This window comes from Microcoleus anatoxicus (assembly GCF_042465725.1).
In the GTDB taxonomy this organism is placed as follows: Bacteria; Cyanobacteriota; Cyanobacteriia; order Cyanobacteriales; family Microcoleaceae; genus Microcoleus; species Microcoleus anatoxicus.
In genome coordinates this window covers 6,391,768-6,415,358 of the sequence record NZ_CP120853.1, presented here as the reverse complement: position 1 = coordinate 6,415,358, position 23,591 = coordinate 6,391,768, and the positions used below count along the sequence as shown (strand labels likewise).

General features: G+C 44.4%; 23 protein-coding genes and 1 tRNA gene. 15 read left to right on the top strand and 9 right to left on the bottom strand.

All coding sequences use genetic code 11. The features are described 5' to 3' along the window. The first annotated feature begins 185 nt into the window (after positions 1-185). Complete coding sequence (locus tag P2A85_RS27970) at positions 186-2,360, top strand: SPFH domain-containing protein (protein ID WP_377476728.1); 2,175 nt, start codon at positions 186-188, stop codon at positions 2,358-2,360. Positions 2,361-2,446: 86 nt separating this feature from the next. Here P2A85_RS27970 and P2A85_RS27965 read toward each other — a convergent pair whose 3' ends face one another. Both P2A85_RS27965 and P2A85_RS27960 read right to left on the bottom strand, forming a co-directional pair. Next, entirely contained in the window at positions 2,447-2,812 is a 366-nt protein-coding gene (locus tag P2A85_RS27965; protein WP_096829585.1) for a DUF5615 family PIN-like protein, read from the bottom strand. Then, on the bottom strand, positions 2,809-3,108 hold the full coding sequence (locus P2A85_RS27960; protein WP_096829584.1) for a DUF433 domain-containing protein: 300 nt from the start codon (positions 3,106-3,108) through the stop codon (positions 2,809-2,811). The genes P2A85_RS27965 and P2A85_RS27960 overlap by 4 nt, the downstream gene beginning before the upstream one ends. A 120-nt stretch (positions 3,109-3,228) precedes the next feature. On the opposite strand from P2A85_RS27960, the gene P2A85_RS27955 reads away from it, so the two are divergent. Further along, positions 3,229-3,447 (top strand): hypothetical protein, encoded by a 219-nt coding sequence (locus P2A85_RS27955; RefSeq protein ID WP_096829583.1) that lies wholly within the window; start codon positions 3,229-3,231, stop codon positions 3,445-3,447. 373 nt (positions 3,448-3,820) lie between these two features. On the opposite strand, the gene P2A85_RS27950 is transcribed toward P2A85_RS27955, so the two are convergent. Beyond that, positions 3,821-5,122 carry a GUN4 domain-containing protein gene (locus P2A85_RS27950; protein ID WP_377476726.1) on the bottom strand — a complete coding sequence of 434 codons (1,302 nt, stop codon included), beginning with the start codon at positions 5,120-5,122 and terminating at the stop codon, positions 3,821-3,823. Between the two features lie 354 nt (positions 5,123-5,476). After that, positions 5,477-5,893: a type II toxin-antitoxin system HigA family antitoxin gene (locus P2A85_RS27945; protein ID WP_377476725.1), complete on the bottom strand. Its 417-nt coding sequence runs from the start codon at positions 5,891-5,893 to the stop codon at positions 5,477-5,479. A 99-nt stretch (positions 5,894-5,992) separates the two neighbouring features. Here P2A85_RS27945 and P2A85_RS27940 point away from each other — a divergent pair, with 99 nt between their 5' ends. From P2A85_RS27940 to P2A85_RS27925, 4 genes are all read left to right on the top strand, one after another. Further along, positions 5,993-6,277: a DUF2470 domain-containing protein gene (locus P2A85_RS27940; RefSeq protein ID WP_377476724.1), complete on the top strand. Its 285-nt coding sequence runs from the start codon at positions 5,993-5,995 to the stop codon at positions 6,275-6,277. Between the two features lie 138 nt (positions 6,278-6,415). Beyond that, a complete protein-coding gene (locus P2A85_RS27935; protein ID WP_377476723.1) occupies positions 6,416-7,993 on the top strand; it encodes an AAA family ATPase in 1,578 nt (525 codons plus the stop codon). A 102-nt stretch (positions 7,994-8,095) separates the two neighbouring features. Continuing rightward, positions 8,096-9,316, top strand: coding sequence for a flagellar assembly protein H (locus P2A85_RS27930; protein ID WP_377476722.1), 1,221 nt, complete (start codon positions 8,096-8,098; stop codon positions 9,314-9,316). A gap of 185 nt (positions 9,317-9,501) precedes the next feature. Next, positions 9,502-10,605, top strand: a complete 1,104-nt coding sequence (locus P2A85_RS27925) for a site-2 protease family protein (protein WP_377476721.1) — start codon at positions 9,502-9,504, stop codon at positions 10,603-10,605. 408 nt (positions 10,606-11,013) lie between these two features. Here the strand turns inward: P2A85_RS27925 and P2A85_RS27920 are convergent, their stop codons facing one another. Beyond that, a complete protein-coding gene (locus P2A85_RS27920; RefSeq protein WP_096832251.1) occupies positions 11,014-11,403 on the bottom strand; it encodes an AbrB family transcriptional regulator in 390 nt (129 codons plus the stop codon). Between the two features lie 264 nt (positions 11,404-11,667). On the opposite strand from P2A85_RS27920, the gene P2A85_RS27915 reads away from it, so the two are divergent. The 4 genes from P2A85_RS27915 to pyrR all read left to right on the top strand — a co-directional run bounded on the left by P2A85_RS27915 (position 11,668) and on the right by pyrR (position 14,306). Next, entirely contained in the window at positions 11,668-12,111 is a 444-nt protein-coding gene (locus P2A85_RS27915; RefSeq protein WP_377476720.1) for an Rrf2 family transcriptional regulator, read from the top strand. Positions 12,112-12,227: 116 nt separating this feature from the next. Continuing rightward, positions 12,228-12,623 carry a GFA family protein gene (locus P2A85_RS27910; protein WP_377476719.1) on the top strand — a complete coding sequence of 132 codons (396 nt, stop codon included), beginning with the start codon at positions 12,228-12,230 and terminating at the stop codon, positions 12,621-12,623. Between the two features lie 22 nt (positions 12,624-12,645). Next, positions 12,646-13,731 carry an adenosylcobinamide-phosphate synthase CbiB gene (gene cbiB / locus P2A85_RS27905; protein WP_377476718.1) on the top strand — a complete coding sequence of 362 codons (1,086 nt, stop codon included), beginning with the start codon at positions 12,646-12,648 and terminating at the stop codon, positions 13,729-13,731. A gap of 41 nt (positions 13,732-13,772) precedes the next feature. Then, positions 13,773-14,306 (top strand): bifunctional pyr operon transcriptional regulator/uracil phosphoribosyltransferase PyrR, encoded by a 534-nt coding sequence (pyrR, locus tag P2A85_RS27900; protein ID WP_341736069.1) that lies wholly within the window; start codon positions 13,773-13,775, stop codon positions 14,304-14,306. 142 nt (positions 14,307-14,448) lie between these two features. On the opposite strand, the gene P2A85_RS27895 is transcribed toward pyrR, so the two are convergent. Further along, positions 14,449-14,521 (bottom strand) — tRNA-Ile (locus tag P2A85_RS27895). A 181-nt stretch (positions 14,522-14,702) separates the two neighbouring features. On the opposite strand from P2A85_RS27895, the gene P2A85_RS27890 reads away from it, so the two are divergent. Both P2A85_RS27890 and P2A85_RS27885 read left to right on the top strand, forming a co-directional pair. After that, positions 14,703-15,395, top strand: a complete 693-nt coding sequence (locus P2A85_RS27890; RefSeq protein ID WP_377476717.1) for a hypothetical protein — start codon at positions 14,703-14,705, stop codon at positions 15,393-15,395. 247 nt (positions 15,396-15,642) lie between these two features. Further along, positions 15,643-17,106 carry a hemolysin family protein gene (locus P2A85_RS27885; protein ID WP_377476716.1) on the top strand — a complete coding sequence of 488 codons (1,464 nt, stop codon included), beginning with the start codon at positions 15,643-15,645 and terminating at the stop codon, positions 17,104-17,106. Here P2A85_RS27885 and P2A85_RS27880 read toward each other — a convergent pair. The 3 genes from P2A85_RS27880 to P2A85_RS27870 all read right to left on the bottom strand — a co-directional run bounded on the left by P2A85_RS27880 (position 17,099) and on the right by P2A85_RS27870 (position 19,522). Beyond that, complete coding sequence (locus tag P2A85_RS27880; RefSeq protein ID WP_377476715.1) at positions 17,099-17,347, bottom strand: hypothetical protein; 249 nt, start codon at positions 17,345-17,347, stop codon at positions 17,099-17,101. The two genes, P2A85_RS27885 and P2A85_RS27880, sit on opposite strands and share 8 nt — an antisense overlap. Before the next feature lie 11 nt (positions 17,348-17,358). Next, positions 17,359-18,033, bottom strand: coding sequence for a 7-cyano-7-deazaguanine synthase QueC (gene queC / locus P2A85_RS27875; RefSeq protein ID WP_377476714.1), 675 nt, complete (start codon positions 18,031-18,033; stop codon positions 17,359-17,361). 154 nt (positions 18,034-18,187) lie between these two features. Continuing rightward, a complete protein-coding gene (locus P2A85_RS27870) occupies positions 18,188-19,522 on the bottom strand; it encodes a cytosine deaminase (protein ID WP_377476713.1) in 1,335 nt (444 codons plus the stop codon). Between the two features lie 333 nt (positions 19,523-19,855). Between P2A85_RS27870 and P2A85_RS27865 the strand changes: the two genes are divergently transcribed. The 3 genes from P2A85_RS27865 to P2A85_RS27855 all read left to right on the top strand — a co-directional run bounded on the left by P2A85_RS27865 (position 19,856) and on the right by P2A85_RS27855 (position 23,508). Further along, entirely contained in the window at positions 19,856-21,103 is a 1,248-nt protein-coding gene (locus P2A85_RS27865; protein WP_377476712.1) for a GTP cyclohydrolase II, read from the top strand. Between the two features lie 78 nt (positions 21,104-21,181). Further along, entirely contained in the window at positions 21,182-22,264 is a 1,083-nt protein-coding gene (locus P2A85_RS27860; RefSeq protein ID WP_377476711.1) for an adenylate/guanylate cyclase domain-containing protein, read from the top strand. Continuing rightward, entirely contained in the window at positions 22,261-23,508 is a 1,248-nt protein-coding gene (locus tag P2A85_RS27855; protein ID WP_377476710.1) for a URC4/urg3 family protein, read from the top strand. The genes P2A85_RS27860 and P2A85_RS27855 overlap by 4 nt, the downstream gene beginning before the upstream one ends. The last annotated feature ends 83 nt before the right edge of the window (positions 23,509-23,591 follow it).

The following is a 23,591-nucleotide window of genomic DNA, read 5'->3' as shown; positions in this document are numbered from 1 at the left end:
TTGCTATTCTTCACATCGATCTTCTTCCCTCTTCCTTCTTCCTTCTACTTAACCAGAGATTTACAGCGGTCATGCGAGAGTCCCTACGAATATATTTGCCAAACACAGATGCTTAAGTTTTAGGTCAAACTTTGCGATCGAGGCTAAGCTTGAACCAATAGGACAATCTAGCCCATATCAAAAAAATGCTTTATTCATTTAAACCAAACTCGAAAACCAAAGTCCGCGTTTTCAAACAATTAGCAGTGGCTGTTTCGGCTGCTATAGCTTTGGGCGCAACAAGCAGTTTAAAAGCATCGCCGGTATTAGCTGCTAGCGATATCCCCCCTGCAAGTCAAATTTCGACTCAGCTAGCCGCCAAACCTCAGATAGTATTGAAACAGCTACCTCAAACCACTGTTGCTGTGCAGACAGTGCAGATGGACTTATTCGGCTCAATTGTACCAATTGTCGTAGGTGGTGCGATCGTTATTTGTATACCGCTATTTTTTGGTGGATTGGTCGTAATTGGCGATCGCGAAGTTGGCATTGTCAGTAAAAAGTTTAGCTTCGGCGGCAAGGCTTTACCACCCGGAGACTTAATTGCCCTAAACGGAGAAGCGGGATATCAAGCTGATACTTTACCTCCCGGTTGGCACTGGGGTTATTGGCCTTTGCAATACAATGTTCGCAAAGAATCTTTAACTGTGGTTCCCCAAGGTGAAATTGCTTTAATTATTGCAGCAGGTGGTCAGTCAATTCCGCCCCAGCGCATCCTTGGTAAAATCACAGAATGCGACAATTTTCAAGATGCTCGAAAATTTCTAAAAAGCGGTGGAGAAAAAGGTAGACAACTGGGAATTTTAACCGGAGGTAGCTATCGAATTAATACAGCATTATTTACAGTAATTACAGCAGCAAATGCTACGAAACATGGGATGACCCCAGAAAATTTAAAGCTGTACAAAATTGCACCAGATAAAGTGGGAATTGTCACAACTTATGACGGAATTCCCATTCAAGATGGTGAAATTGCGGGCGCGATTATTCCGAATCATGATAATTTCCAAAATGCACAGAAGTTCATCACTGGTGGAGGACGGCGCGGTTTGCAGGAACAGGTTTTGCTTTCCGGTTCGTGGAACTTGAATCCTTGGTTTGTCGGGGTGGAACAAGCTGCGATGACCGAAATCCCGATCGGCTATGTGGGCGCAGTTATTTCCTATGTCGGTAAAACCTCAGAAGATATCAGTGGTGCTGCTTTCACCCACGGCAATTTGGTGGAAGTTGGCAATAAAGGCGTGTGGATAACTCCACTTTATCCCGGCAAACATCCGCTAAATACGCGCATTTTGAAAGTAGAATTAGTACCGACTACAAATATTGTTTTGAATTGGTCTAGCAAAACAGAAAGACACAGTTATGACTCTCAACTTTCATCTTTAACTGTACGTTCTCAAGATGGTTTTGCCTTTGATTTAGAAGTAGCTCAGATTATTCATGTGGGAGCTTTGGATGCGCCGAAAGTAATCTCTCGTGTGGGTTCGATGCAGAATTTAGTTGACCACGTTTTGCAGCCGACTATTGGGAATTATTTCCGCAATTCGGCTCAAGCTTATTCTGTGTTGGATTTTCTGTCAGCAAGGAGCGATCGGCAAGCGGAAGCCGCCGAGTATATCAAAGCGGCTTTGCGTACCTATGATGTGCAAGCAATTGATACTTTGATTGGGGATATTTTGCCACCCGCAGAGTTGATGCAAACTCAAACCGATCGCAAAATTGCGGAAGAACAATGTAAGACTTATGAGGTGCAGCAATTGGCGCAAACTCAGCGGCAACAATTGGTGCGGGAAACGGCGCTGGCTGAGATTCAGCAAGAGATGGTGAAATCGGAACAAGGTGTGAAGATTTCGGAGTTGAAAGCGAATTCTCAGGTGAAACAAGCTCAAGGTGAAGCTGAGTCGATTCGGGTGAAGGGAAATGCTCAAGCTTCGGCTTATCACGCGGGTGTTGTGGCTTTGGGGGGTTCTGGTTATACGGCTTTGCAGTTAATGCAAATTATAGGCGATCGCCATGTGCGAGTTGTACCTGATGTTGCGGTAAGCGGTAATGGTAGCGGTGGTGGTTTGGTTGATGGTTTGCTGGGAATGATGATGTGGAATCAAACTAGCAAAAATGGTGAAAATGGTGGGGAATTACCTGTAGTTAAGTTACAGAAATCTGAGCCTGCTGTTTTGGAACCTGCGGCGAATTTACCAGTAGCAAAAGTGCCTGCGGTGAAGTCTCCAGCATCTCGTGCTAATTCACCAGTGGCTAAGTCTGAGGGTGATATTGATTCGCTGTTTGATGAATTGCCGTTTGACGATCGATCTTTTAGTTAGACTGTACATTTTGTAGGATAGAATACTCAGATACCCTGACTTATTTAAGAAATCAGGGTATCTAATTATCTCGATCGATAATATCTTTACTTTTCACTCCAAGCACTGATAAACTCTATTTGATTTTGCATTCCTGCCGCTGATTTGGCAGAAATTAGACTCAAAAGGCGACGCATTTGTTCTCCCACTGAATAATTTTGCTGTCCTAAAATAATTCCTGCATGAGAATCTCCTCTTTCTAGCCAATTGGTATGGATTCTATAAAAATCCCTAATGTTGAAACTATAAATTACCCTTTGATTAGTAAAAGCCCAAATTAATTGCTCTTCATCGCTGCGAGATAGCATCCCTGTTTCGGCAACTGTAATGACATCTACACCACGACTTTGTAAAGCTTGCAATAGTTTTTTACTTCGTGAATCTTCATCTAAGTAAAGACGAATTTGGCTCATGCTTTCTCCTGCATTTTTAGCTTATTTAATGCTGCCAAACGTTCATATTCTGCTTGTTCAGCCACTAAATCTGCTTCTATTTCTGCTCGATTTGCGTGATAATAAGTCAGTGCAGCATAAACCTGCGCTAAGGTGAGATGATCCAGATCCGCTGCTATTTCCTCAGCACTATTACCTTGTTTGTATAAGACTACGATTCGCTGTACCGATGTGGCAGTACCTGCAATAATAGGGATGCCACCGCGAAGGTGCGGATCGCGGATAATCAAAGTGCCAATATCAGTTAAAGTTGGCATAAGTGAATCTGGGGTTAAAAATTATAACTTAAGTATAGCATAAATTTATTAAATTTTTGAGCTATAATCAAATCAACCTGTCCTAAGTTTTCCATAAGATCAGAAGCAGGAGGATTTGCTATGTTAACTACTGTTCGAGAAGTTTACGATCGCGTTCTGTCTACCCTTTCACCAAAGGATAGACTGCGCTTGGCAACTCTTATTCTCAACGATTTGGTACAGCAAAATCTGTCGGTTGTCGATGAAAGCGAGACTTGGACTGAAGAAGATAAACTCGATATAACGACATTTTCTTTGCAATACGCGGCCACCATTTTTTCTGAAAATGAGGAGATTTAATAGTGCCTTTTAATCCTGCTGCACATCCGGGTGAATCGGGCGCATAAGCTGAATAGTTATTCGGTGTTTTTTCGATCGCAATTGCATAACGCATCATTTAGTCTCGAATTTAGAGTAGATTAGGACTTACGCACTGACCAAAGAAACCGGGTTTTTACCGAATCTGCTGACTACAACCAAATATTTCGTAAAAAACCCGGTTTCTGAACCCCAAACAGTTTGTGTTGGCCAATTGCTATCACCCGAATTTCGCGAGTCTGTTGTTTGAAGAGTAAACCCCCGCGTAGCAGGTAATGAAATGACCAAAAGCCGATAACTTCGTAAAAAAAGCTTCGATAAAAAAGACTTGACAAAGGGCTGAAATCGCTATAGATTAGAGCTTACAGCTCTTGATGCGAGAGAAGACCAACGACAAACACAGCTCAGCGTTCCAACCCCCAGCAGGGAGGTGGCCCACTGGTGCTTGTTTATTATAGGTTAGGTGCTTTGTGTTCAACCAACTTCCTCCTTTTTGCCAACCGAACAAATCGAGCACTTTGCATTCAGTGTCATAATCAACTTTACCATATTCACCACCAACTTCCAACCAGATTCTTTTCTGGACGCTAAAGCCAAAGTGACCCTGACTGTATTTTACCCACAATTGGTCGATCGTCCGCAAATCATCGCAAGGAAAATTCTCGATCGAGTTCGTATCGAACCAACCTTCCTTCTCCCGTCTAGCAGCTTTTAACATCACCTTGAGTGTTTCCTCATCCGCCTCTTTCCACTTCCCCGCCGCCAATAAATCCCGCAGACGATTATAGTCAACTCCCCGCGCTGATTTAAGCTGTACCGAAACACTGGCAACCGTTGGCGGAATCGGTTCCCGCAGATAACTCAACCAATCTTTCATCGACTGCGGCCGCTTTTGCGGTTCGGATGCCATCCCTTTTTCTATTGCTAAACTCACCCAATCTTGCACCCCAAAATCTTTCGCAGGTGGCAACACTTCATTTCTAAAATGCCGATTGAGGGAAGCTGTTGGCGCTTTTCCCGTTACCGCATAATATAAAGATGCTGCTAAAGCATAAATATCCACCGTTGGTTTACCACTACCTTCCATATGCTGTTCCCAAGGAGCAAAAGCAGGGTTATGAGGATGTCTGCTACTAATAATAGTTGGCATTAATTCATTCGCAAGACCAAAATCAATTAACACTGCTTGCCCGTTCGGACGCAACATAATATTACCTGGATGAGCATCTCGATGGACAATTCCGGCTTGGTGAACGGCGCTTAATGCTTCTCCAATTTGGCGGATAATTGCCACTGCTTCCGTATCCGGGAGTCGCCCCCGTTGCTGTACGGCATTAAATAAACTTTGCCCGACAATTAAATCCATTACCAAACAGTGAAGGCCTTTTTCCTCAAACAAATCGCTGACGCGGACAATTCCAGGATGCGCGTTTTGGCAAAATTTGGCTAAGATTTGCCCTTCGCGGATAAATCTGCCAACAAAGTTGGCGTATTCCGGGTCATTTTGCAAACTCAGATTCGGCGTCTTGAGGACAACTTGATGCTTGAGTTGCAAGTGTGTGGCCTTGTAAGTGATGCCAAATCCCCCCATTCCGAGGATGTCGTCGATGCGGTAGGGGCGAGTTTTGAGGGTTGTTTGTCCGGGCGTCCACAGCATGGCAGGTTGTTTAAATTCTCTTTAATTGCTAATTATGATAAACTGTCCGGCCTCTAAAAAGCAATGAAGAGGAAGTATTCTCAGGATTTACGCACTCCGATTCAAGAAACCGGGTTTTTAGAGAATCTCTCGGTGACAATGCGTCTTATCGTAAAAATCAGGTTTCTGGACTAAAGTCCTGACTACAAACAAAAATATGGTTTTATACCAATTTTTTATGAGGCTGCATAGAATACGATCCCCCCTAACCCCCCTTAACAAGGGGGGGACAAGAATCCGATCAAAGTCCCCCTTATTAAGGGGGATTTAGGGGGATCGGAATATGTGCAACGATCCATTAAATTGGTTCTAAATTCAAGCAGTTTTTTTGACTGGATGCAGCGGAAAGAAGACAGCCGGGGAGACGCTGAAAAACTCTGCAAGTTTTTGGATATGTTCGGTGGTAAGTTGGCGCTTTTCATGCAGGATATCTGAGACAATAGACTCGGTTTTAAAAATAGGAACTAGGTCTTTTTGTCTCAGTTCAAATTCTTCGATTAAAGCCTTTAATAATTCTATGCCGTAAATATCAGGTATGGCTTCTAAAGTTTGCTCGTACTCATAAACCAGGGTTCCTAGTACATGGAGGTAATCGTGTTCGTCTGGAGTCAGTTCGCCTTTATCCAACAAAGAGTCGATCGCTTCTTGAGTTGCAGTTAATTCCTCTTCAGTAGTTATGGGGCGGGGAGGAAATGTTTTGAGTAGTTCGATATAAACGCTACAGTTTTTCATGGGAGCATCCTATTAATGTTATTTTAGCAAATTGCGAAGTGATTTGTCAACCACGATTCGCAGTACAATCTATCTATATTGGATCGGAGGAATTTCCCTATGTCAGAACCGTTTTCTACTGAGATTAGCGATCGCATCTGCACCCACATGAACGAAGATCATGCTAGCGCTGTAGTGCTTTATGCTCAAGCATTTGGCGACAAACCAGATGCAACATCGGCTCAAATGCTGGCTATTGATGCCAATGGCATGGATTTAACGGCTCAAGTCAATGGGGAAACTTTCCCAGTCAGAGTAAATTTCGATCGCACTTTGAAAGATGCTGAAGATGCTCACCACACTCTGATTGAAATGCTGAAACAAGCTCGAAAAGTTGCCCCCTAGCCAATAGTCTCCTCTTCTGTTATAATTTCAAGGTTCATAGTCCAGACTTTAGTCCTTTTTCAAAATTTTATCATGACTAAAATCTCGACTAGGAACCTTATTTTAATCTCACTCTAACACTTTAAGATCTTAAATAAAATGACAGAAAATTCCCTCCAACTAAAAGCAGGTGATGCCATTAAGGGCGATCGCCACAACCCTTTCGAGGCACTGGTAAAACGACTAGATTTGATGATTCGCGCCCACTATTCGCTGCTATATATTGTAGGCGCGGAAGAAGAACCTGTGGAAGCAGTAATTGCTCAAGTAGCGGTGCAAGTAACTCCCGCGCGCCGGGTGTTGTTCTGGGATATCGTGCGGGGCTGGGAAGATAATGGTTCCGCCAAAGGTTCGGTGATGGCGGCGCTCGATCGCATTGGCAAAACTGCTGTAGAAGAATATACCATATTTGTGTTGCGGGATTTACACCCAATTTTGAAATATCCCTACACCGAAAAAAATGTGCCGGTAGTCCGAGAATTACGCAATTTAACGCGGGAATTGAAGCGCAGCAAAAAAACTATTGTTCTGACTTCTCCCGCCCTGGAATTACCAGAAGAATTGCAGGAAGAAGTGACAGTAATTGATTTCCCGTTGCCCAATGTTCAGGAAATCGATCGTTTAATTTCTCACCTAGTGTCTCAGCCGGAACAGTTGCAAGTTACTGGTTTAGGAAGGGAACAGTTAGTTAAAGCTTGTCAAGGTTTGAGTCGCGCCCGGATTGGGCGGGTTTTAACTAAAGCGTTGGCGGCAAAACAGCAGATTAATGAGTCAGATATTGATGGAGTTTTAGAAGAGAAACAGCAAGCCATTCGCCAAACGGGAATTTTGGAGTTTGTCAATTCCAGAGAATCTCTCAAAAATGTGGGCGGATTGGAAAATTTGAAGCAGTGGGTAAAGATGCGACACGATGCTTTTACTGAGGAAGCGCGCAGCTATGGCATACCAAATCCCAAGGGCGTTTTGTTAGTGGGAATTCAAGGTACTGGCAAATCTTTATCAGCCAAAACAATCGCCTCGGAATGGCGTTTGCCACTGTTGCGGTTGGATACTGGGAGATTGTTTGGTGGCAGGGTCGGGGATAGCGAAAGTCGGGTCAGACAGATGATAGAATTGGTAGAGGCGATCGCCCCTTGCGTTTTGTGGATCGATGAAATAGATAATGCTTTCGGCAATATTGTTAGCGGCGATGGCGATTCGGGAACCTCGCGTCTGGTATTGGGTAGTTTGATTACTTGGATGCAGGAAAAAACCAGTCCGGTGTTTATTGTCGCAACTGCAAATAATGTGCGGATTTTGCCGGCACAGTTGCTGAGAAAGGGCAGATTTGATGAGATTTTTTGTTTGCATTTGCCTTCAGAATTGGAGCGACAAGATATTTTTCAAGTCCATTTGCAGCGGTTGCGATCGACTATTTGGCGAGAGTTTGATTTGGGGATTTTGGCTAAGCGGACTGAGAATTTTAGTGGGGCAGAAATTGAGCAAGTTGTAATTGATGGATTGTATCGGGCTTTTGGGACTTTTGTCAACTGCCAGCGGCGAGATTTGACGACTGAGGATATGTTGAAGTCGATCGAGGAGACAGTACCTCTAGCTACCATGGCGCGATCGCAAATCGAAGATTTGAAGCGTTGGGCGGCCGAAACAGGGGCGAGAACAGCTTCTAATCATACTTAATTAGTTGATTAATTGAAGCGCTATAGTCAGCCGGGGAGAAGGGATGGATTCGATGGTGATTAAGTCAAGTATGCTATAATTAAAAAGTTAATCCTAATTTTTATGACACGATTTATTCACGATCGTTTTGCGAAAGAATACCTGGAAGAACTTCTGTCACCCATTGGAACAGTCAATATCGGTAGAGATGTAACTTCCGAAGTCCGAGAAATTGATGTTTACTTCACTCCCATCACCCAAAATCCAGAATACTTAAAAACTCTGGGATTGTTGGGAAAAATGGCAACTACAACTGCTATTATTGAACCGTTTCGGAATCCTGCCAACGTCAGCGAAATTTGTAGCTGTTTGGGCAAGTTATTGGATGTGCGAGGTGAATTAGAGCGACAATCTAGAAGAGAAAATACTCGCCTTGATGATTCTCAGTTACCCAAACTGTGGATTTTGATGCCCACAGCATCAAAAGCATTGGTGGATAGCTTTAATGCCAAGCCAGACATAGAGAATTGGATGGAGGGAATCTATTTTTTTGGTGAGTCTTTGCGAACTGCCATTGTGGCTATTCACCAGTTGCCAGAAACTCCAGAAACCTTGTGGTTGAGGATTTTGGGCAAAGGTAAAGTGCAGCAAAGGGCGATCGCTCAATTGAGCGCTTTACCAACGGACGATCCGTTGCGGATGATAGCGCTAGAATTATTGTATCGGTTACAGTCAAATTTAGTAACTGATATCCCACAGGAATTAGAGCCAGAAGAGCGGGAGTTAATTATGGCTATTGCACCACTTTTTCAGCAACAAATAGAAGCAGCACAGCAAAAAGCTAGACAAGAAGGGCTAGAACGAGGGCTAGAACGAGGGCTAGAACAGGGGCTAGAACGAGGGCTAGAACGAGGGCTAGAACAAGGGCTAGAACGAGGGCTAGAACGAGGGCTAGAACAAGGACTAGAACAAGGGCTAGAACGAGGTAGACAAGAACAACAGCGCTTAATCTTAGAAAATTTTCTGCAAGTCAGGTTTGGAGAATTAAACCCAAAAATGACGGTTTTTCTAGCTCCCATATCAAAGTTGTCTGCAACGGATTTTACCGTGTTGTTACTGGCACTATCGATGCTGACAGTCGATGTATCAGGGCGAGAATCAGCGGTGAAATTATTAGCTGAAAGTGTCTTGAAAATGAGTTCAAATGAATTGGGCGATCTTTTGCCGATCGCCATCACTAATTTATTGGCCTTGTCTGTAGCAGAATTGGCACTATTTGTAGAGCAACTGCCGCAGTTATCGGCTGATAAATTGAGGGAAAGATTGGGCAAGATACCTGATTAATCTCAAACCTGTTTGAGTAGTCGTCAAGGGCGATCGCACTTTCTCAGTCCAAGGGCGATCGCTCTTTACCGAACCAACCCAGGCGGATACCACGCCCATCGACAGATTAACATCATCGTTACATTTCGTTATTATAAGGAAACAGAGAGAAAAAACTCTCCCCCATAATATCAGAGGTAGCCATTATGAATGGTACATTTCGCGTCGGCAACCTGTTTGGAATTCCCTTTTACATCAACGCATCTTGGTTTTTAGTCCTGGGCTTAGTAACGTGGCAGTATGGTGGCGCACTAGCTGCTCTGTTTCCTACCTTGGGCCCCCTAGCGCCCTGGATGCTGGGATTATTCACAGCATTGCTGTTATTTGCTTCGGTGTTAGCCCATGAATTGGGACATAGTTGGGTTGCTATCAAACAGGGAATTGGCGTGAAATCCATATCGCTATTTCTGTTTGGTGGATTGGCTAGTTTGGAAAGAGAATCCAAAACTCCGGCCCAGGCCTTTTGGGTGGCGATCGCAGGCCCGTTAGTTAGTCTATTATTATCGGGTTTGTTAGCAGCGATCGGTATTGGTGCCAGTCTCACAGGCCCCGCAGCCGCTATCGTCCAACTTTTAGCTTCCATCAACTTAGCTTTAGCTCTATTTAACCTGATTCCTGGTTTGCCCCTAGATGGTGGTAACATCCTCAAAGCGATCGTCTGGAAAATTACAGGGAACCCCTACAAAGGTGTCATTTTTGCTAGCCGTGTGGGTCAAATCATTGGTTGGATCGCCATTGCTACAGGAATATTTGGCAACATCTGGAATTTAGTAATCGGTTGGTTTTTGTTGCAAAATGCTGGTCAATCTGCACAATCTGCCACAGTTCAAAATCAACTGGCGGGGCTGACAGCGGCAGATGCTGTTACTCCAGGAAGCCCGATCGTCTCAGAAAACTTATCTCTGAGAGAATTTGCCAATAACTACGTCATCGGTAATCCTCAAAACTGGCGTCGCTATCTGGTAACAGATGATGAGGGACAATTGGTAGGTGCGATCGAACTTGACGAGCTCAAAACAATTCCTACGGGTAACTGGCCTTCGGTTCAAGTGAAAGAACTGCTCAAGCCGATCGAATTTTCCGCCACCGTCGAACCAGAACAATCCCTCCTAGAAGTCGTCACTCTCTTTGAACAACTCAAAGTCCAAGAACTTCCCGTGATTCGCGGCAACGGTGTTCTCGTTGGACTGGTAGAAAAAGCGGAAATTGCCCGACTCTTGCAAAGACGAACTGAGGCCAACCCAGCTTAATAAGTGAGCCTCCATTACTCCCCCTAGGGACACGGCACTCCCGTTTCCCTACTACACTTTATATCAAATCCTCTCTTCATCGTCCTGTATTAAACTCTCTCTTCTCTTCCTTCGCGCCCTTTGCGCCTTCGCGGTTAAATCATTCCGATACAACCGGAATTGATATTATCCACCTCTGCGAGGTTGTATACGCGGAAAAACCTCGCTGTTCCAATTGGATCTAGCGAGGGAGAAAATAGCTAATTTCGGATCTGATAAATGGTGGCAGTGGCTGTTGTCGAGCCATTGCCATCTCTAGCTATCCTGCTTTATATTCACAGATTTAGCCACACAGAAATATTTCAGAGCAAAACCTCTGCTTGAACTCCAATCAACCAGTCCCAGCAAGTCAAATCAAAAAGTAAGTGCTTAAGCTACTTCTTCTTCTTGATCGATTTGGCGCAGGTGAATGTGTTTCCGTCCCAAAGAGATTTCAAATTCATCTCCTGGCTGGAGTTCCATCTGTTTGGTGTAAGCTGCTCCAATCAGTAAGTTCCCGTTAGATTGAACGCTAATCCGATAGCTAGCCGAGCGTCCGCCTCGTCCATTTCCGTTTTGCTTACCATCTAGCTGAATGCCCTCTGCATCAATCAGAGCATTCAAGAATTTCATCATGTTGACCCGTTCTACTCCATTTTTGGTAACGGTGTAGTAGCCACAGGCTCTCGCTTTTTCTTCTTTGGTAAGGTTTTCTAGGTCTTTAACCTTTTTGATCAGACCTTCGCCTTCTAGGGGTTCGATACTTTTCTTTTTAACCATCTACTGAGTCCTGAAATATTCAACTGGTGTACGGTTTTTTTCTCGGTTGATTTTTGATTTGGCCAAGAAAGTTTAGCTTTATAGCTGGTCGTAAAACCATATTACACCGATTGGCTCGATTGTTAACCACTATTATCTAAATATTTTTAACAATGTGGAGTCTTTCTTGAGGAGTAGCTGTCGATTGCGAGCAATCTCTAAACTCTGTAGCATAAGCTATCAGCTATCAGCTAGCTGAATATATGCCCCACATCTTAAAATCCGATGAAGTTAACTGCACGCGGACACTACAGTGTCAAAGCTCTACTGGATCTAAGTTTGCAACCTGGGTTCGGGCCGACATCGGTAAAATCGATAGCTAAACGACAGGAGTTACCGGCTCCCTATCTCGAAAAATTGCTAATTGAAATGCGACGAGCCGGTTTAGTGCAATCAGTTCGGGGTTCACAAGGAGGCTACAAATTGGCCCGCGAACCAGCTCAAATCTCTCTAGGACAAATCTTAGAGGCTGTAGGGGAAACTATTGAACCTTTACGTCGCCATTCTGCTGATGCTGGCCTTGCAGAGGACTGGGTAACATTCAGTTTGTGGAAGCAACTGCACAAAAAACTGGTGCTGGCGCTATACAGTATTTCTCTGGAAGACTTATACTATGATGCCCGAAGTTGGCAAGCTGCTCTTGGTGAAGAAACTAGCTTTATCATTTAGATGGTAAGGAATCAGGAATCATGACAATTCCAATAAAATCAATGGTTTGGGCAATTAAAAACGCCCTAACTACCAAGAATGTTAAGATCGGTTGAAAAATACGATTGCCAGTAAATATGGATCGCACACTTGTTGTCTACGAAGGTGGCTGTCATTGCGGTGCTGTCCGCTTCCGAGTCGCGGTGGACAAACACGAAGCAGTTGATTGTAACTGTTCTATCTGTCACAAGAAGGGGTTTTTGCACCTAATTGTACCACCGGAACATTTTACGTTGCTAAGCGGCGAAGATGTTTTGACAACCTATACGTTTAATACGGGCATTGCCAAACATATTTTTTGCCGGATTTGTGGTATTCATCCGTTTTATCGCCCCCGATCGCATCCCGATCAATTTGATGTCAATGTCCGCTGTCTCGACTCCGATGCAGTTGGTCAATTTCGGATCGTACCCTTTGATGGTGCTAATTGGGAGCAGAACGTGCACCTACTGCGGGACGAAAACAATCTGTGAACTTAAAACTGTCTATATATAAATGATGCCCGATGAATTGTCTGTTTTGATTTTAGCTGCTGTATTAGATTACTCCATCGGCGATCCTTGGGGTTGGCCACATCCTGTACAGGCGATGGGTTGGGCCATTGAGCGCTATACTCGACTGGTCTTTAATATCTGGAATAATCCCCCAGCTACAAAACCGAACTTGGGCGATAGTCTCCCAAGCGATCGCCCTAAACTGTTGCTTCGCGCTGCGGGTACAATACTAGCGATCGGGTTGATTGTAGGCAGTTATACTGTCAGTTGGTTGATGGTGCAAGCTGCTAGTTGGGTGCATCCTCTTTTGGGGATTGCTTTACAGACCATTTTACTCGCAAGCTGTTTTGCAGGTAGGAGTTTGAGGGCTGCTGCGGAGGATGTGCTGGCACCTCTAAATCTAGGAGATTTAGTCAAGGCGCGAGAACGGTTGAGTCTTTATGTCGGTCGGGATACTGAAAACTTATCCGAGCCAGAAATACTCAGAGCATTGTTAGAAACTGTAACAGAGAATGCCGTGGATGGGGTGAGTGCTCCCCTATTTTATGCCTTAGTTGGGTTCGCTCTCCCACATCTATATCTATTATTAAGTGTTAGGGAGTTGCCGATCGCGGATTACTCAATGTCAATGAGCGCGATCGTCCCCTTGGCGATCGCTTATAAAGCAGCCAGTACATTAGATTCTACAGTGGGCTACAAAGAAGCACCCTACACAGATTTAGGATGGTTTAGCGCCAAACTCGAAGATGTCCTGACTTGGATTCCTTGCAGATTAACAGTGATGACATTAGCTGCGATATCAGGAAAACCCCTGTACATTTGGAGAATTTGTCAAAGAGATGCGGTAAAAGATGCCAGTCCCAATTCCGGTTGGAGCGAATGCGCCTACGCCGCCATCTTGGGAGTGCAACTAGGAGGTACAAATTCCTATCGGGGAGTTGTTAAACACAAACCCCTGTTAGGGGAACCCAATCAACCTATCACAGTACACCATATTCACCAAGCATTGCAATTAACTCGGTATTGCTTTCTGATTTGGTTGGGATTATCATTGCTCTTTTATGCTTGCTTCGTTTTTGTCCGCTAACTGTCGATCGACCCACAGCCCAAAATTAGCAACAGCCACCAATGACTAAAATTATTGAAATTTTATCGCCGGATGAAGTGCGACGCACTCTTACCCGCATCGCTTCCCAGATAGTGGAAAAATCGGGAGACCCAAGAGAATTAGTCTTGTTAGGTATTCATACTAGAGGCGTACCTTTAGCTCAAATTCTGGCGGCTCAAATTGAAGTCCTCGAACAAGTCAAAGTATCCGTAGGTGCTCTGGATATTACGTTTTACCGAGATGATTTGGATCGAGTGGCGATGCGGACACCAGCCAAAACCGAAATTCCCTTCGATTTGACAGGCAAAACTGTTGTATTGATAGATGACGTTATATATAAAGGTAGAACTATTCGAGCAGCTTTGAATGCAGTAAATGATTATGGCAGACCGGAGAAAATTTGGCTAGCAGTGTTAGTCGATCGCGGACACCGAGAAGTACCGATTCAGCCGGATTTCACGGGTAAAAAGTTGCCCACAGCCAAGGAAGAACAAGTTAAAGTATATGTTCAAGAAATTGATGGGCGCGACGGAGTGGAGTTAATTAAAGGTTGATATGCCGATCGACCCGTTGCTGAGCGCCAACAGACACACAGTGATAGGAGACCACATAAACTAAGTTTCTCAGACCCCTGGTCTAACGGAAACGGTCACTCTCGCCCAAACCTGAGTGAGCGAAGTCGAAGTATTGTCAAAATCGGCAGTGCAGGAGTTGAACCTGCCTGAGGCGAATTATGAGTTCGCTGCCTAAACCGCTCGGCCAACTGCCGTTAGATCGCTTGGTGCGATCGAACTTAAAATGAATTATAACATAATTTCCCAGTCCGTGTTAAAACTAGAGAACAAAAATCACAATCTTCGATCTGCAACGCCCGATCGCCATCAGCCCGAAGTTGAAGTCGATCGGTCAAACAAAGCAGTTTCTAAGACTTGGCATAGAACTTACAGGTAATGGTACTGAATTCGACGGTAGTGCTGACTCTGATTCTACTGACTATGATGTTGGGAGCTGGTGTGACGAGTTCTGTTTTCGGATTTACTTTAGGTCGCGAAGCGTTGAAAGGAACTACTCAGCCAGACGTTCGCCCCAGCAGTAATGCAGGCGGCAAACAGGGAACACCTGCGAGCAAAGACCAAGTGAGCATTTTGAAAGAAAAAGACATTCTCAAAACCGTCAAAGCACGGATTGAAGGTCGCGATCCTGAGAAAGTAGCGGGTCAAGGGAATACCAAAACAGACAAGGCTAGCTCTAAAACAGCTACAGCCAAAAAACCAGCCACTGACAAAAATCCCAGCACCAAGTTTCCCATGAACAGTCGCGACGGGGGAATCACCCTAGAAGTGAGTGCGGCAAATCAGCGAGGTAACTCCATGCTGCTAGACGTGAGCATGAAGAACGAAGGCTCCCAAGCTGTAAAGTTTTTATACAGTTTCTTGAGCGTCACTAATAACCAAGGCCAGCCCCTAAGTGCGACGGCCGAGGATTTGCCAGGGGAACTGCCCCCCAACGGGCAGGTATTTTACGGCACGATTAGTATTCCCACAACTTTACTGGAAAATGCTAAAGAAATTTCGCTGACGCTGACAGATTATCCAGCTCAAAAACTTCAGTTGCAAATAGCGGGCATTCCAGTGCCGAAGTGAATTAACTTACAGCGCGGGGAATTCCCCCGCTATACCTGGTACTCCAGGTGAGCGGTGAGTAGTTCAATATTTGGAAAATATTTGCAGATCCTTGCCCCTGTTGTGTTCGTGTTAGGGGGATTGTCAACAATTTTAGCTTGCTATGGAGGAGGTCAAACCGACCGACTGGTTCTCAGGCTCAGCCGAGAAAGTGGTTCTAGGCAGAGCTGTATCACTCCCACAGGCCTGGGTCAGGAGAGTGTAGGAGATGGCTGAGTTGCCTGCTATGACTTGGACAGAAGTGCTGTCACGGTTGCTATCAGTGCTGCTGCTGATAGCGATCAATGCTTTTTTTGTGGCGGCTGAGTTTTCGATGGTGACGGTGCGTCGTTCGCGGATTAATCAGTTAGTTGAGGCGGGGGATGTTCCGGCTCTGACGGTTCAATCTTTGATCCAAAGTATTGAGCGATTGCTCTCAACTATGCAGTTGGGAATCACTCTTTCTAGTTTAGCTCTCGGCTGGATTGGGGAAGATACGATCGCCGTGCTGATCCGAGCTTCCATCCGCTTTTTGCCACTGCCAACTTATATCAAGGAATCCATCGCCCATTCTTTTAGCATATCCATAGTCACTTTTTTTCTGCTGGCTTATCTACAAATCGTACTCGGCGAACTGGTGCCGAAATCTGTAGCCTTACTTTATTCCGAACAATTAGCAAGAGGCCTAGGCACTCCCAGTTTACAGATTGCTCGTTTATTCAATCCCTTTGTTTCCTTGCTCAATAAATCGACTCGATCGCTCTTGCAGCTTGCGGGTATTGAATACGATGTCACCCATCGGCCAGTGACTCCCGAAGAACTACAATTAATTATCGCTACTTCCACAGAGTCAAGCGGCTTGCAAGCAGAAGAACGAGAATTGCTCAACAACGTATTTGAGTTTGGGGAAGTGTGGGTACAAGAAGTGATGGTGCCAAGGCCAAGTATTGTCGCGCTTCCCAAGACTGCTACTTTTCAAACTTTGCTCTCGGAAATTGCGATTTCCAACCATTCTAGGTATCCAATTACAGGAGATTCTTTCGATGATATTATCGGGGTGATTGACTTCAAACAACTTGCTAAACCCCTAGCTGAAGGTTTGCTATCACCAGACACGCCAATTGTAACGTGGATGCGTCCGGTGAGGTTTGTGCCGGAGATGATGATGTTGGGAGAATTGCTACCTTTGATGCAGGGTTCCTCGGAAGAAATTGCGATCGTCGTTGATGAATTTGGCGGCATTTCCGGGTTAGTGACGCTGCGGGATTTGATTGCAGAAATTATCGGTCGCAGTTACGAATCGCAAGATAGCAAAGAAATTGCTTTGCAAGTATTGGACGATCGCACTTTTTTGGTGCAAGCGCAGTTAAATGTAGATGATGTGAATCAAATATTGAATTTGGATTTGCCTGTAACTGACGAATATCAAACCATTGGAGGTTTTTTGAGCTATCAGTTGCAAAGAATGCCGGCGGTGGGGGAAGTGTGGCGCAGCGAAAATGTGGAACTGGCGGTGGTTTCTGTGTGCGGGCCGCGGTTAGATCAAATTCAAATTCAGTTGTTGTCAGGGGTGGCGGGCGATCGCACTTTCAGCGAAGTTGGACAGACGAATGGGGAAATTGTGGGAAAAGGGCGCAAGAATAGCGCGTTAAAAGGTGTGGCGAAAGCTCATAGTTCAGAATCTTTTAGTTAATGCCTATATAATCTACTCGCTCGAAGTCGCTGCGTACTAAATTATCTAACGTCGGGCCTTTGGGGCGCAAATTAACGCGATCGCCAACCTTCACATTTTCGTAATATACGTAGGGAATATAGATATCTTGCTCCTCCATAAAAGCGTAAGTAAAGCGAAAGGCACTGTCAATGTCTTCAGCTTTAACCTCACGAAAGTCAGAGAGGAATAGGAGATCCATTTCTGCTTCAAAGTACAGCATCTCTGCAAAATTTAAGCATAAGGCACCGGATCTTTCAACCCCAATTCCTCAAAAGCCGCCAGCCGCAGCCGACAAGAATCGCAAACACCGCAGGCATTTTCTCCACCTGCATAGCAAGACCAAGTTTGCTCCCAAGGTACTCCTAATTTGTTACCCAATTCAATAATTTCGGTTTTTTTAAGTTCGATCAAAGGTGTTATAATCTTAATAGCTTCTCCTTCCCTTCCCTGCTTGGTTCCTAACCGAAATACTTCCTGCATGGCTTGGATGTAATCGAGGCGACAGTCGGGATAGCCGGAATAATCTAAAGCGTTCACACCGATATAAATTCGCTGAGCTCCTAGGGTTTCGGCGTAGGCTAGGGCAAAACTGAGAAAAATGGTATTTCTAGCTGGAACGTAGGTACTGGGGATGTTTTGAGACATTTCTGTGAGGGTGCGGTCGATCGGCAATTCCATCTGATTATCCGTCAGCGCCGAACCTCCCCACAGTGTCAAATCAAAGTTGACTATCTGATGTGCTTTAACACCTGCAGCAAGTGCGATCGCCCGTGCTGATTCCAACTCCCGCCGATGTCTTTGCTGGTAGTCAAAGGAAATCGCGTAACATTCGCAGCCGTCGGCTTTGGCTTGATACAAAACTGTTGAGGAATCCAGCCCTCCCGACAATAAAATAACTGCTTTCATTTAAAATCACCTCCATTAAATTAGCTTTTATATTTATATCAAATTAGTTGTGAATTGACAAGATTACAGCGATGGATTTTAACGAACCGCGAAGACGCGAAGGAAGAGAAGGAAAGAGAAATAGTTGACTGTTGATGTGAGGATTGCTATAAGTTTAATTTGCTAGCAAGTCGTCTAGTTCGCGGTAATCTGGTAAGGTTGTATCTATTTTAATGCCTTGTCGCAACACTGTGCGATCGCGCTGGGATCTAGATAATAATTCGCTGTAATTCCTGGCTTTAAACAAAATCAAATCTGCTGGTAAACCTACTGCTATTCTCCCCAATTTAGGCAATCCCATTAAATCTGCCGGAGTCTTTGTCACCGCACGGGGCCAATCTCCATAGGGTCTATCTAAGTGAGCGATTCTGACTGCCATATTGAAGACTTCTAAAACATCGTGGTCGCCAAATCCATAAAAGGGATCGCGACAGTTGTCGCTAGCAAAAGCAACGGGAATTCCTGCTGTTTTGAGTTCGTGCACCAGCGTCACTCCCCGCCAGCGCGGTGTCCGCTTGGATTGTCTGTCTTGGAGATAAAGATTGCACATTGGTAAGCTGACAATGCCAATATTAGCTTCCTTGACTAAGGTGATAGTTTCTGTTACTAATTCTGGGGGTTGGACTGCTAAACTACAGCAGTGTCCGCAGATGATTTTACCTGGGAATTGATGGCGGATGGCTGTTTTGGCTACTTGTCGCAATGTTACTGATTCTGGGTCGTCATTTTCATCGGTGTGGAAATCGAGGTTTAAGCCTCGTTCTTTAGCAAGGGCAAAAACTCGATCTAGTTGTTGGTCTAGGTCTGGATTTATATAGGCAACACCGCCTAAAATACCGCCTATTTCTGCCATTTTATCGGCTAATTTTTCGCCTGCTGGTGTTAGTAAATATTCCAGGGACACTAGGGAAACTGCTTGCAAAATTAGCCGATCGCCCCATTGTGTCCGTAACTCTTCAAATGCTGCTAAGCTAAAGTTTCCCTGTTCGCCTCCGCTGTCGATATGGGTGCGGATGGCTTTGGTGCCGTGGGCATAACTGCACTCGATCCCGAACTCCATCCGCCGATAAATGTCTTCTGGGTTCCAGTTTTTTTGAGTGTCAGCGCCCACTGTCAAAATTGCTTTGGCAAATGTACCATCGGGATTGGGTGCTCTTTCCCAAATATGACCTTTGTCTAAATGGGTGTGTATATCCACGAAGCAAGGCCAAACTAGCCCTCCTCGACAATCTACCACTGGGATATCTGCAACTTCTGATACAGGTTGCTTACCGGAGGGGGTAATTTTGGCGATCGCCCCGGCGCTAATTTCCACATCCACTACACACAAACCCTCGCCAGTCTCTGTGACTGCGACTGGATCGGACTTGAGTGCGATCGATGGAATCTCCAACAGAGACATCGGCACGCAAGCATTTTTTAGCAAATAATTAGATGTACTTGGCAACATTCAATCTATGAGTTAATATTTTATTGATAATTTAGTGCTATCATTGGTAACTATAGCAACTATTTCAGGAGTTGTAAACCTCTATAATTCCCCAACTTATCTGTTTGTTATTTTTTCGGTCTCCTCTATATTTTGCTGTATTTTCCTGCCTAAAAATCAGCCAAAAGTCAGATAAAATTACTAGATAAACTAGGGTAGAGTATGTACCTTGATTATTGGCAGTTTAGCCCCGATCGCTGAATCAAAAATGAAAAATCTTTAATTTTTGAGAAAATTTCCCTAGTCAATCGATTTTAGATTTTAGCAGCATCCATAACCAGAGCCAGAAAAACTGTGTCAACACCCAAGGATATATTTTTAAGTTCTCACCCCAAGATATCTCCCAGAAAACCTCTTCCTATTTATTGGGGAGAAATCGATCCGCTTAAACGTGGGCCGGTGATTGCTAGTCTCAGCAAATCCTCTCACCGCAATGCGATCGGCACTCACTCCGGTTCCTACTCTGTCTATCGGGCGCTAGCTGTAGCCAAGGGGGCACTCCAAGCAAATCACCGCCCCGATTTTACTAACACGTCTCCCGCGGCAGACATCGGACCTCACCCCAGTTGGGGTGATGCTAACTTGATTGTTTCTCTCGATCCTTTTGGCGCTTTGGTTAGCGAAATTTACACCTCGTTTTATCAGCAGGGATACGATATTCGACCGACAATTGCAGTGACAAAAGCTCACATTAATTTGCCCGAACTTCAAGATGCTATTGCCCAAAATCGGGTACTCATTGATGGCAAAATTGTGAAAGATGGCGGAAATTTGGCAGTGACAAAAATTGCGATCGATCCAGTTTGGTATTTGCCTGGAATTGCTCATCGGATTGGTGTGGAAGAAAGAGTTCTCCGTCGCGTGCTGTTTCAGCAAACAGGGGGAATGTTTTCCGACTTAGTGAAGCGACCAGAATTGCAGGTTTTTTTGCCGCCGATTGGGGGAACTACAGTTTATATTATTGGGGATGTAGCTCATATTTCTGACCCACAGAAGCAGTTGGCGGTACGAGTACATGACGAGTGTAATGGTTCAGATGTTTTTGGTTCTGATATTTGTACTTGTCGTCCTTATTTGGTACACGGAATTGAGATGTGCATCCAAACAGCACAAGCAGGGGGATCGGGGGTAATTCTTTACTTTCGCAAGGAGGGCAGAGCTTTGGGTGAAGTAACTAAGTTTTTGGTGTACAATGCGAGGAAAAGGCAGACTGGAGGCGATCGCCCAGATGAGTATTTTACTCGCACTGAATGTGTTGCTGGAGTTCAAGATATGCGCTTTCAAGAACTAATGCCAGATGTGTTGCACTGGTTGGGAATTTCTCGGATTGACCGTTTAGTTTCGATGAGCAATCTTAAATACAATGCAATTGTCAATTCTGGCATTCAAGTAGTCGATCGCATCCCCATTCCCGAAGATCGGATTCCCGCAGACGCACAAGTCGAAATCATCGCCAAAAAAGCGGCTGGCTACTACACTCCATCGGGAGCACCCGATGCTACAATCCTCGCAGAAACTAAAGGACGGGATTTGGAAGATTGAAGTGAGATCGAGCGCGATTCATCGCGTCTTGGTCAAATCAAATTCATTGCTATTTTTTTTGAATGCTCAAGGCAGTTTATGGCTAATTTACGTTCTACTGTGATAGTAAAAACAGATATTTGCGGATATACCGTCAGAGTAAAAAAATTATCTCAGTCGGAATTAAGTAGCTTGTTGAACGAACACAAAACTTTTATTTTAGATATTAGCACCAGAAATGAAGGCAGTTTGATTAAAGGAGAAGGTGATTCATTTTGGCTGATTTTTCCGAGTGTGACAGCCGCAGCTATGGCCGCCATAGAAATGCAGCAAGAATTGAGAGCACAACAATCTAGCAAATCCAATGACGAACGATTGGCGATTCGCGTCTCAATTACTTTAGGAGATGTTTTGCACCAAGATAAAGATATCTTTGGTGATACAGTAAATTTAACAGCTCGCATAGAATCTGTTACTCCCCAGGATGAAATATATTTATCCCAAGCAGCTTGGTTAGCCCTCAATAAAGCAGAAGTGCAAACATCCTTCGTCAATGAATTTTCTTTGAAAGGAATGAGCGAACCTGAAAGAGTCTACAAAGTTGACCAAAGTCATAAGACGCGAATTGTAGAAAATCAAGCCATCATCAAAGCTGATTTGAGAGGTTTTATTGCTTATCAAGAATCTAATTCTATCAAAGATGTAGAATATTTACTCACCAATTTTGATGCTTTTGAAAAAACAATTTGCGAAGAATACGGTGGCACAATTCGGAGTATAGTTGGCGATTCACATCTGCTCACTTTCCCCGAATCTCACTCAGCCCTGGCGGCTATGGAAAGTTTGTGTAAAAATTGGAAAATCTTTATCGATTCCCATCAAATACCTTGTGGGTTGTCGGTGGGAGTTGCTAAGGGAAATTTGTATATATTTCGGTCTTGTACCTACGGTAAAGATATTAACTTAGCTGACAGACTGGAAGATTTAAGCAAAATAGTATCTCCGAAACATGAGAAAAATTCGGTGATTGTTTCTGAAAAAATTAAACGGGAAGTGAGCGGTTCTAAGTGGGAATATCAATTGATTAAAATAGATAAAAATGTTATACTAGATAATATTTTAGATTATAGTCAGTTTGACTTTTTTAAAGAAAATGATGTTTACCGTTTCCTAGTTATATGAACTTGAATAGTAGAGAGTTAGAAACCGTGGAATATCTAAGGACACCTGCTGCTATTCGCCACAAGTGCGATCGGCTGTTTAATTTAGCCTCGGAAGATAAACTCCGCCATTTCCGCATCGATTTAACCAAACTCGACCAAGCCACCAATTATGTGATGGAGACAACTAGGGAACAGTATCCCGATTTCCAGATACCCTTTCACAGTCGCTGGCGGCATTTTGAAGTGGGAAACCAGCCCCGACTCGCTGAATTAGATCTAGCAATAGCACCATTTACACTCCTGGAAAAGACTCAAATCAAATTTGACTTAGCAATTATCAGTGTGTTGCTTGATGCCGGTGCGGGTGCAGATTGGCACTATTGCGAAGCCGAAACAGGACAGATTTACCGCCGTTCCGAAGGCTTAGCCGTAGCCACTTTTCGGATGTTTTGTCAAGGTCTTTTTTCCAGCAATCCCGATTTTCCGTGGCAAGCTGATGCTCTAAGACTTTCTGAATTAACCTTAGAAACCTTAGCGGCAGGATTTCAAGTAAGTCGAGAAAATCCGCTAGTTGGTTTAGAGGGTAGATTAGAATTGTTGCAGCGTTTGGGAAAGGCGATTTGCCAACATCCATTATTGTTTGGCGGCGAAAACCAGCGCCCTGGCAATTTGGCAAAATACTTGCTGGATAGTCACTCTGGTGCATTTAAAACTATCAAGGCCCAGGAAGTCTTGAGCGCTGTTTTGACAGGATTTGGGGAAATTTGGCCTGGGAGATATGTAATTGGAGGTGTGAATTTAGGCGATGTTTGGCCACATCCGGCTCTGTTGGGAGAATATCAGGACTCTGAATTTGTGCCGTTTCACAAACTTTCCCAGTGGTTAACTTATTCCCTGTTGGAACCGCTACAAGAGCTTGGTTTAGAAGTCGTGGAATTAGATGAGTTAACGGGATTGTCTGAGTATCGCAACGGCGGTTTTTGTTTGGATATTGGGCTATTGCAGGCAAAAGATTTAGGGATTTTTGCCGAGAGTTATTTACCGGGTTCGGAGGTGATTGTAGAATGGCGATCGCTCACTGTGCATCTGTTAGATCAAATTACCAAAGCTATGCGAGAAAAGCTGGATTTGAGTGCGACTGATTTGCCGCTGGTGAAGATTTTGCAAGGAGGAACTTGGGCCGCGGGGCGGAAAATCGCCGGAGAATTGAGGGCTGGTGGAGTGCCGCCAATTCAGATCACCAGCGACGGGACAGTGTTTTGAATCCACAGAATCCCAATTTTTGAGTTTTGTGTGAGATACTGAATTTCCCCGACTTCTTTAAGAAATCGGGGAGCGGCATTTGT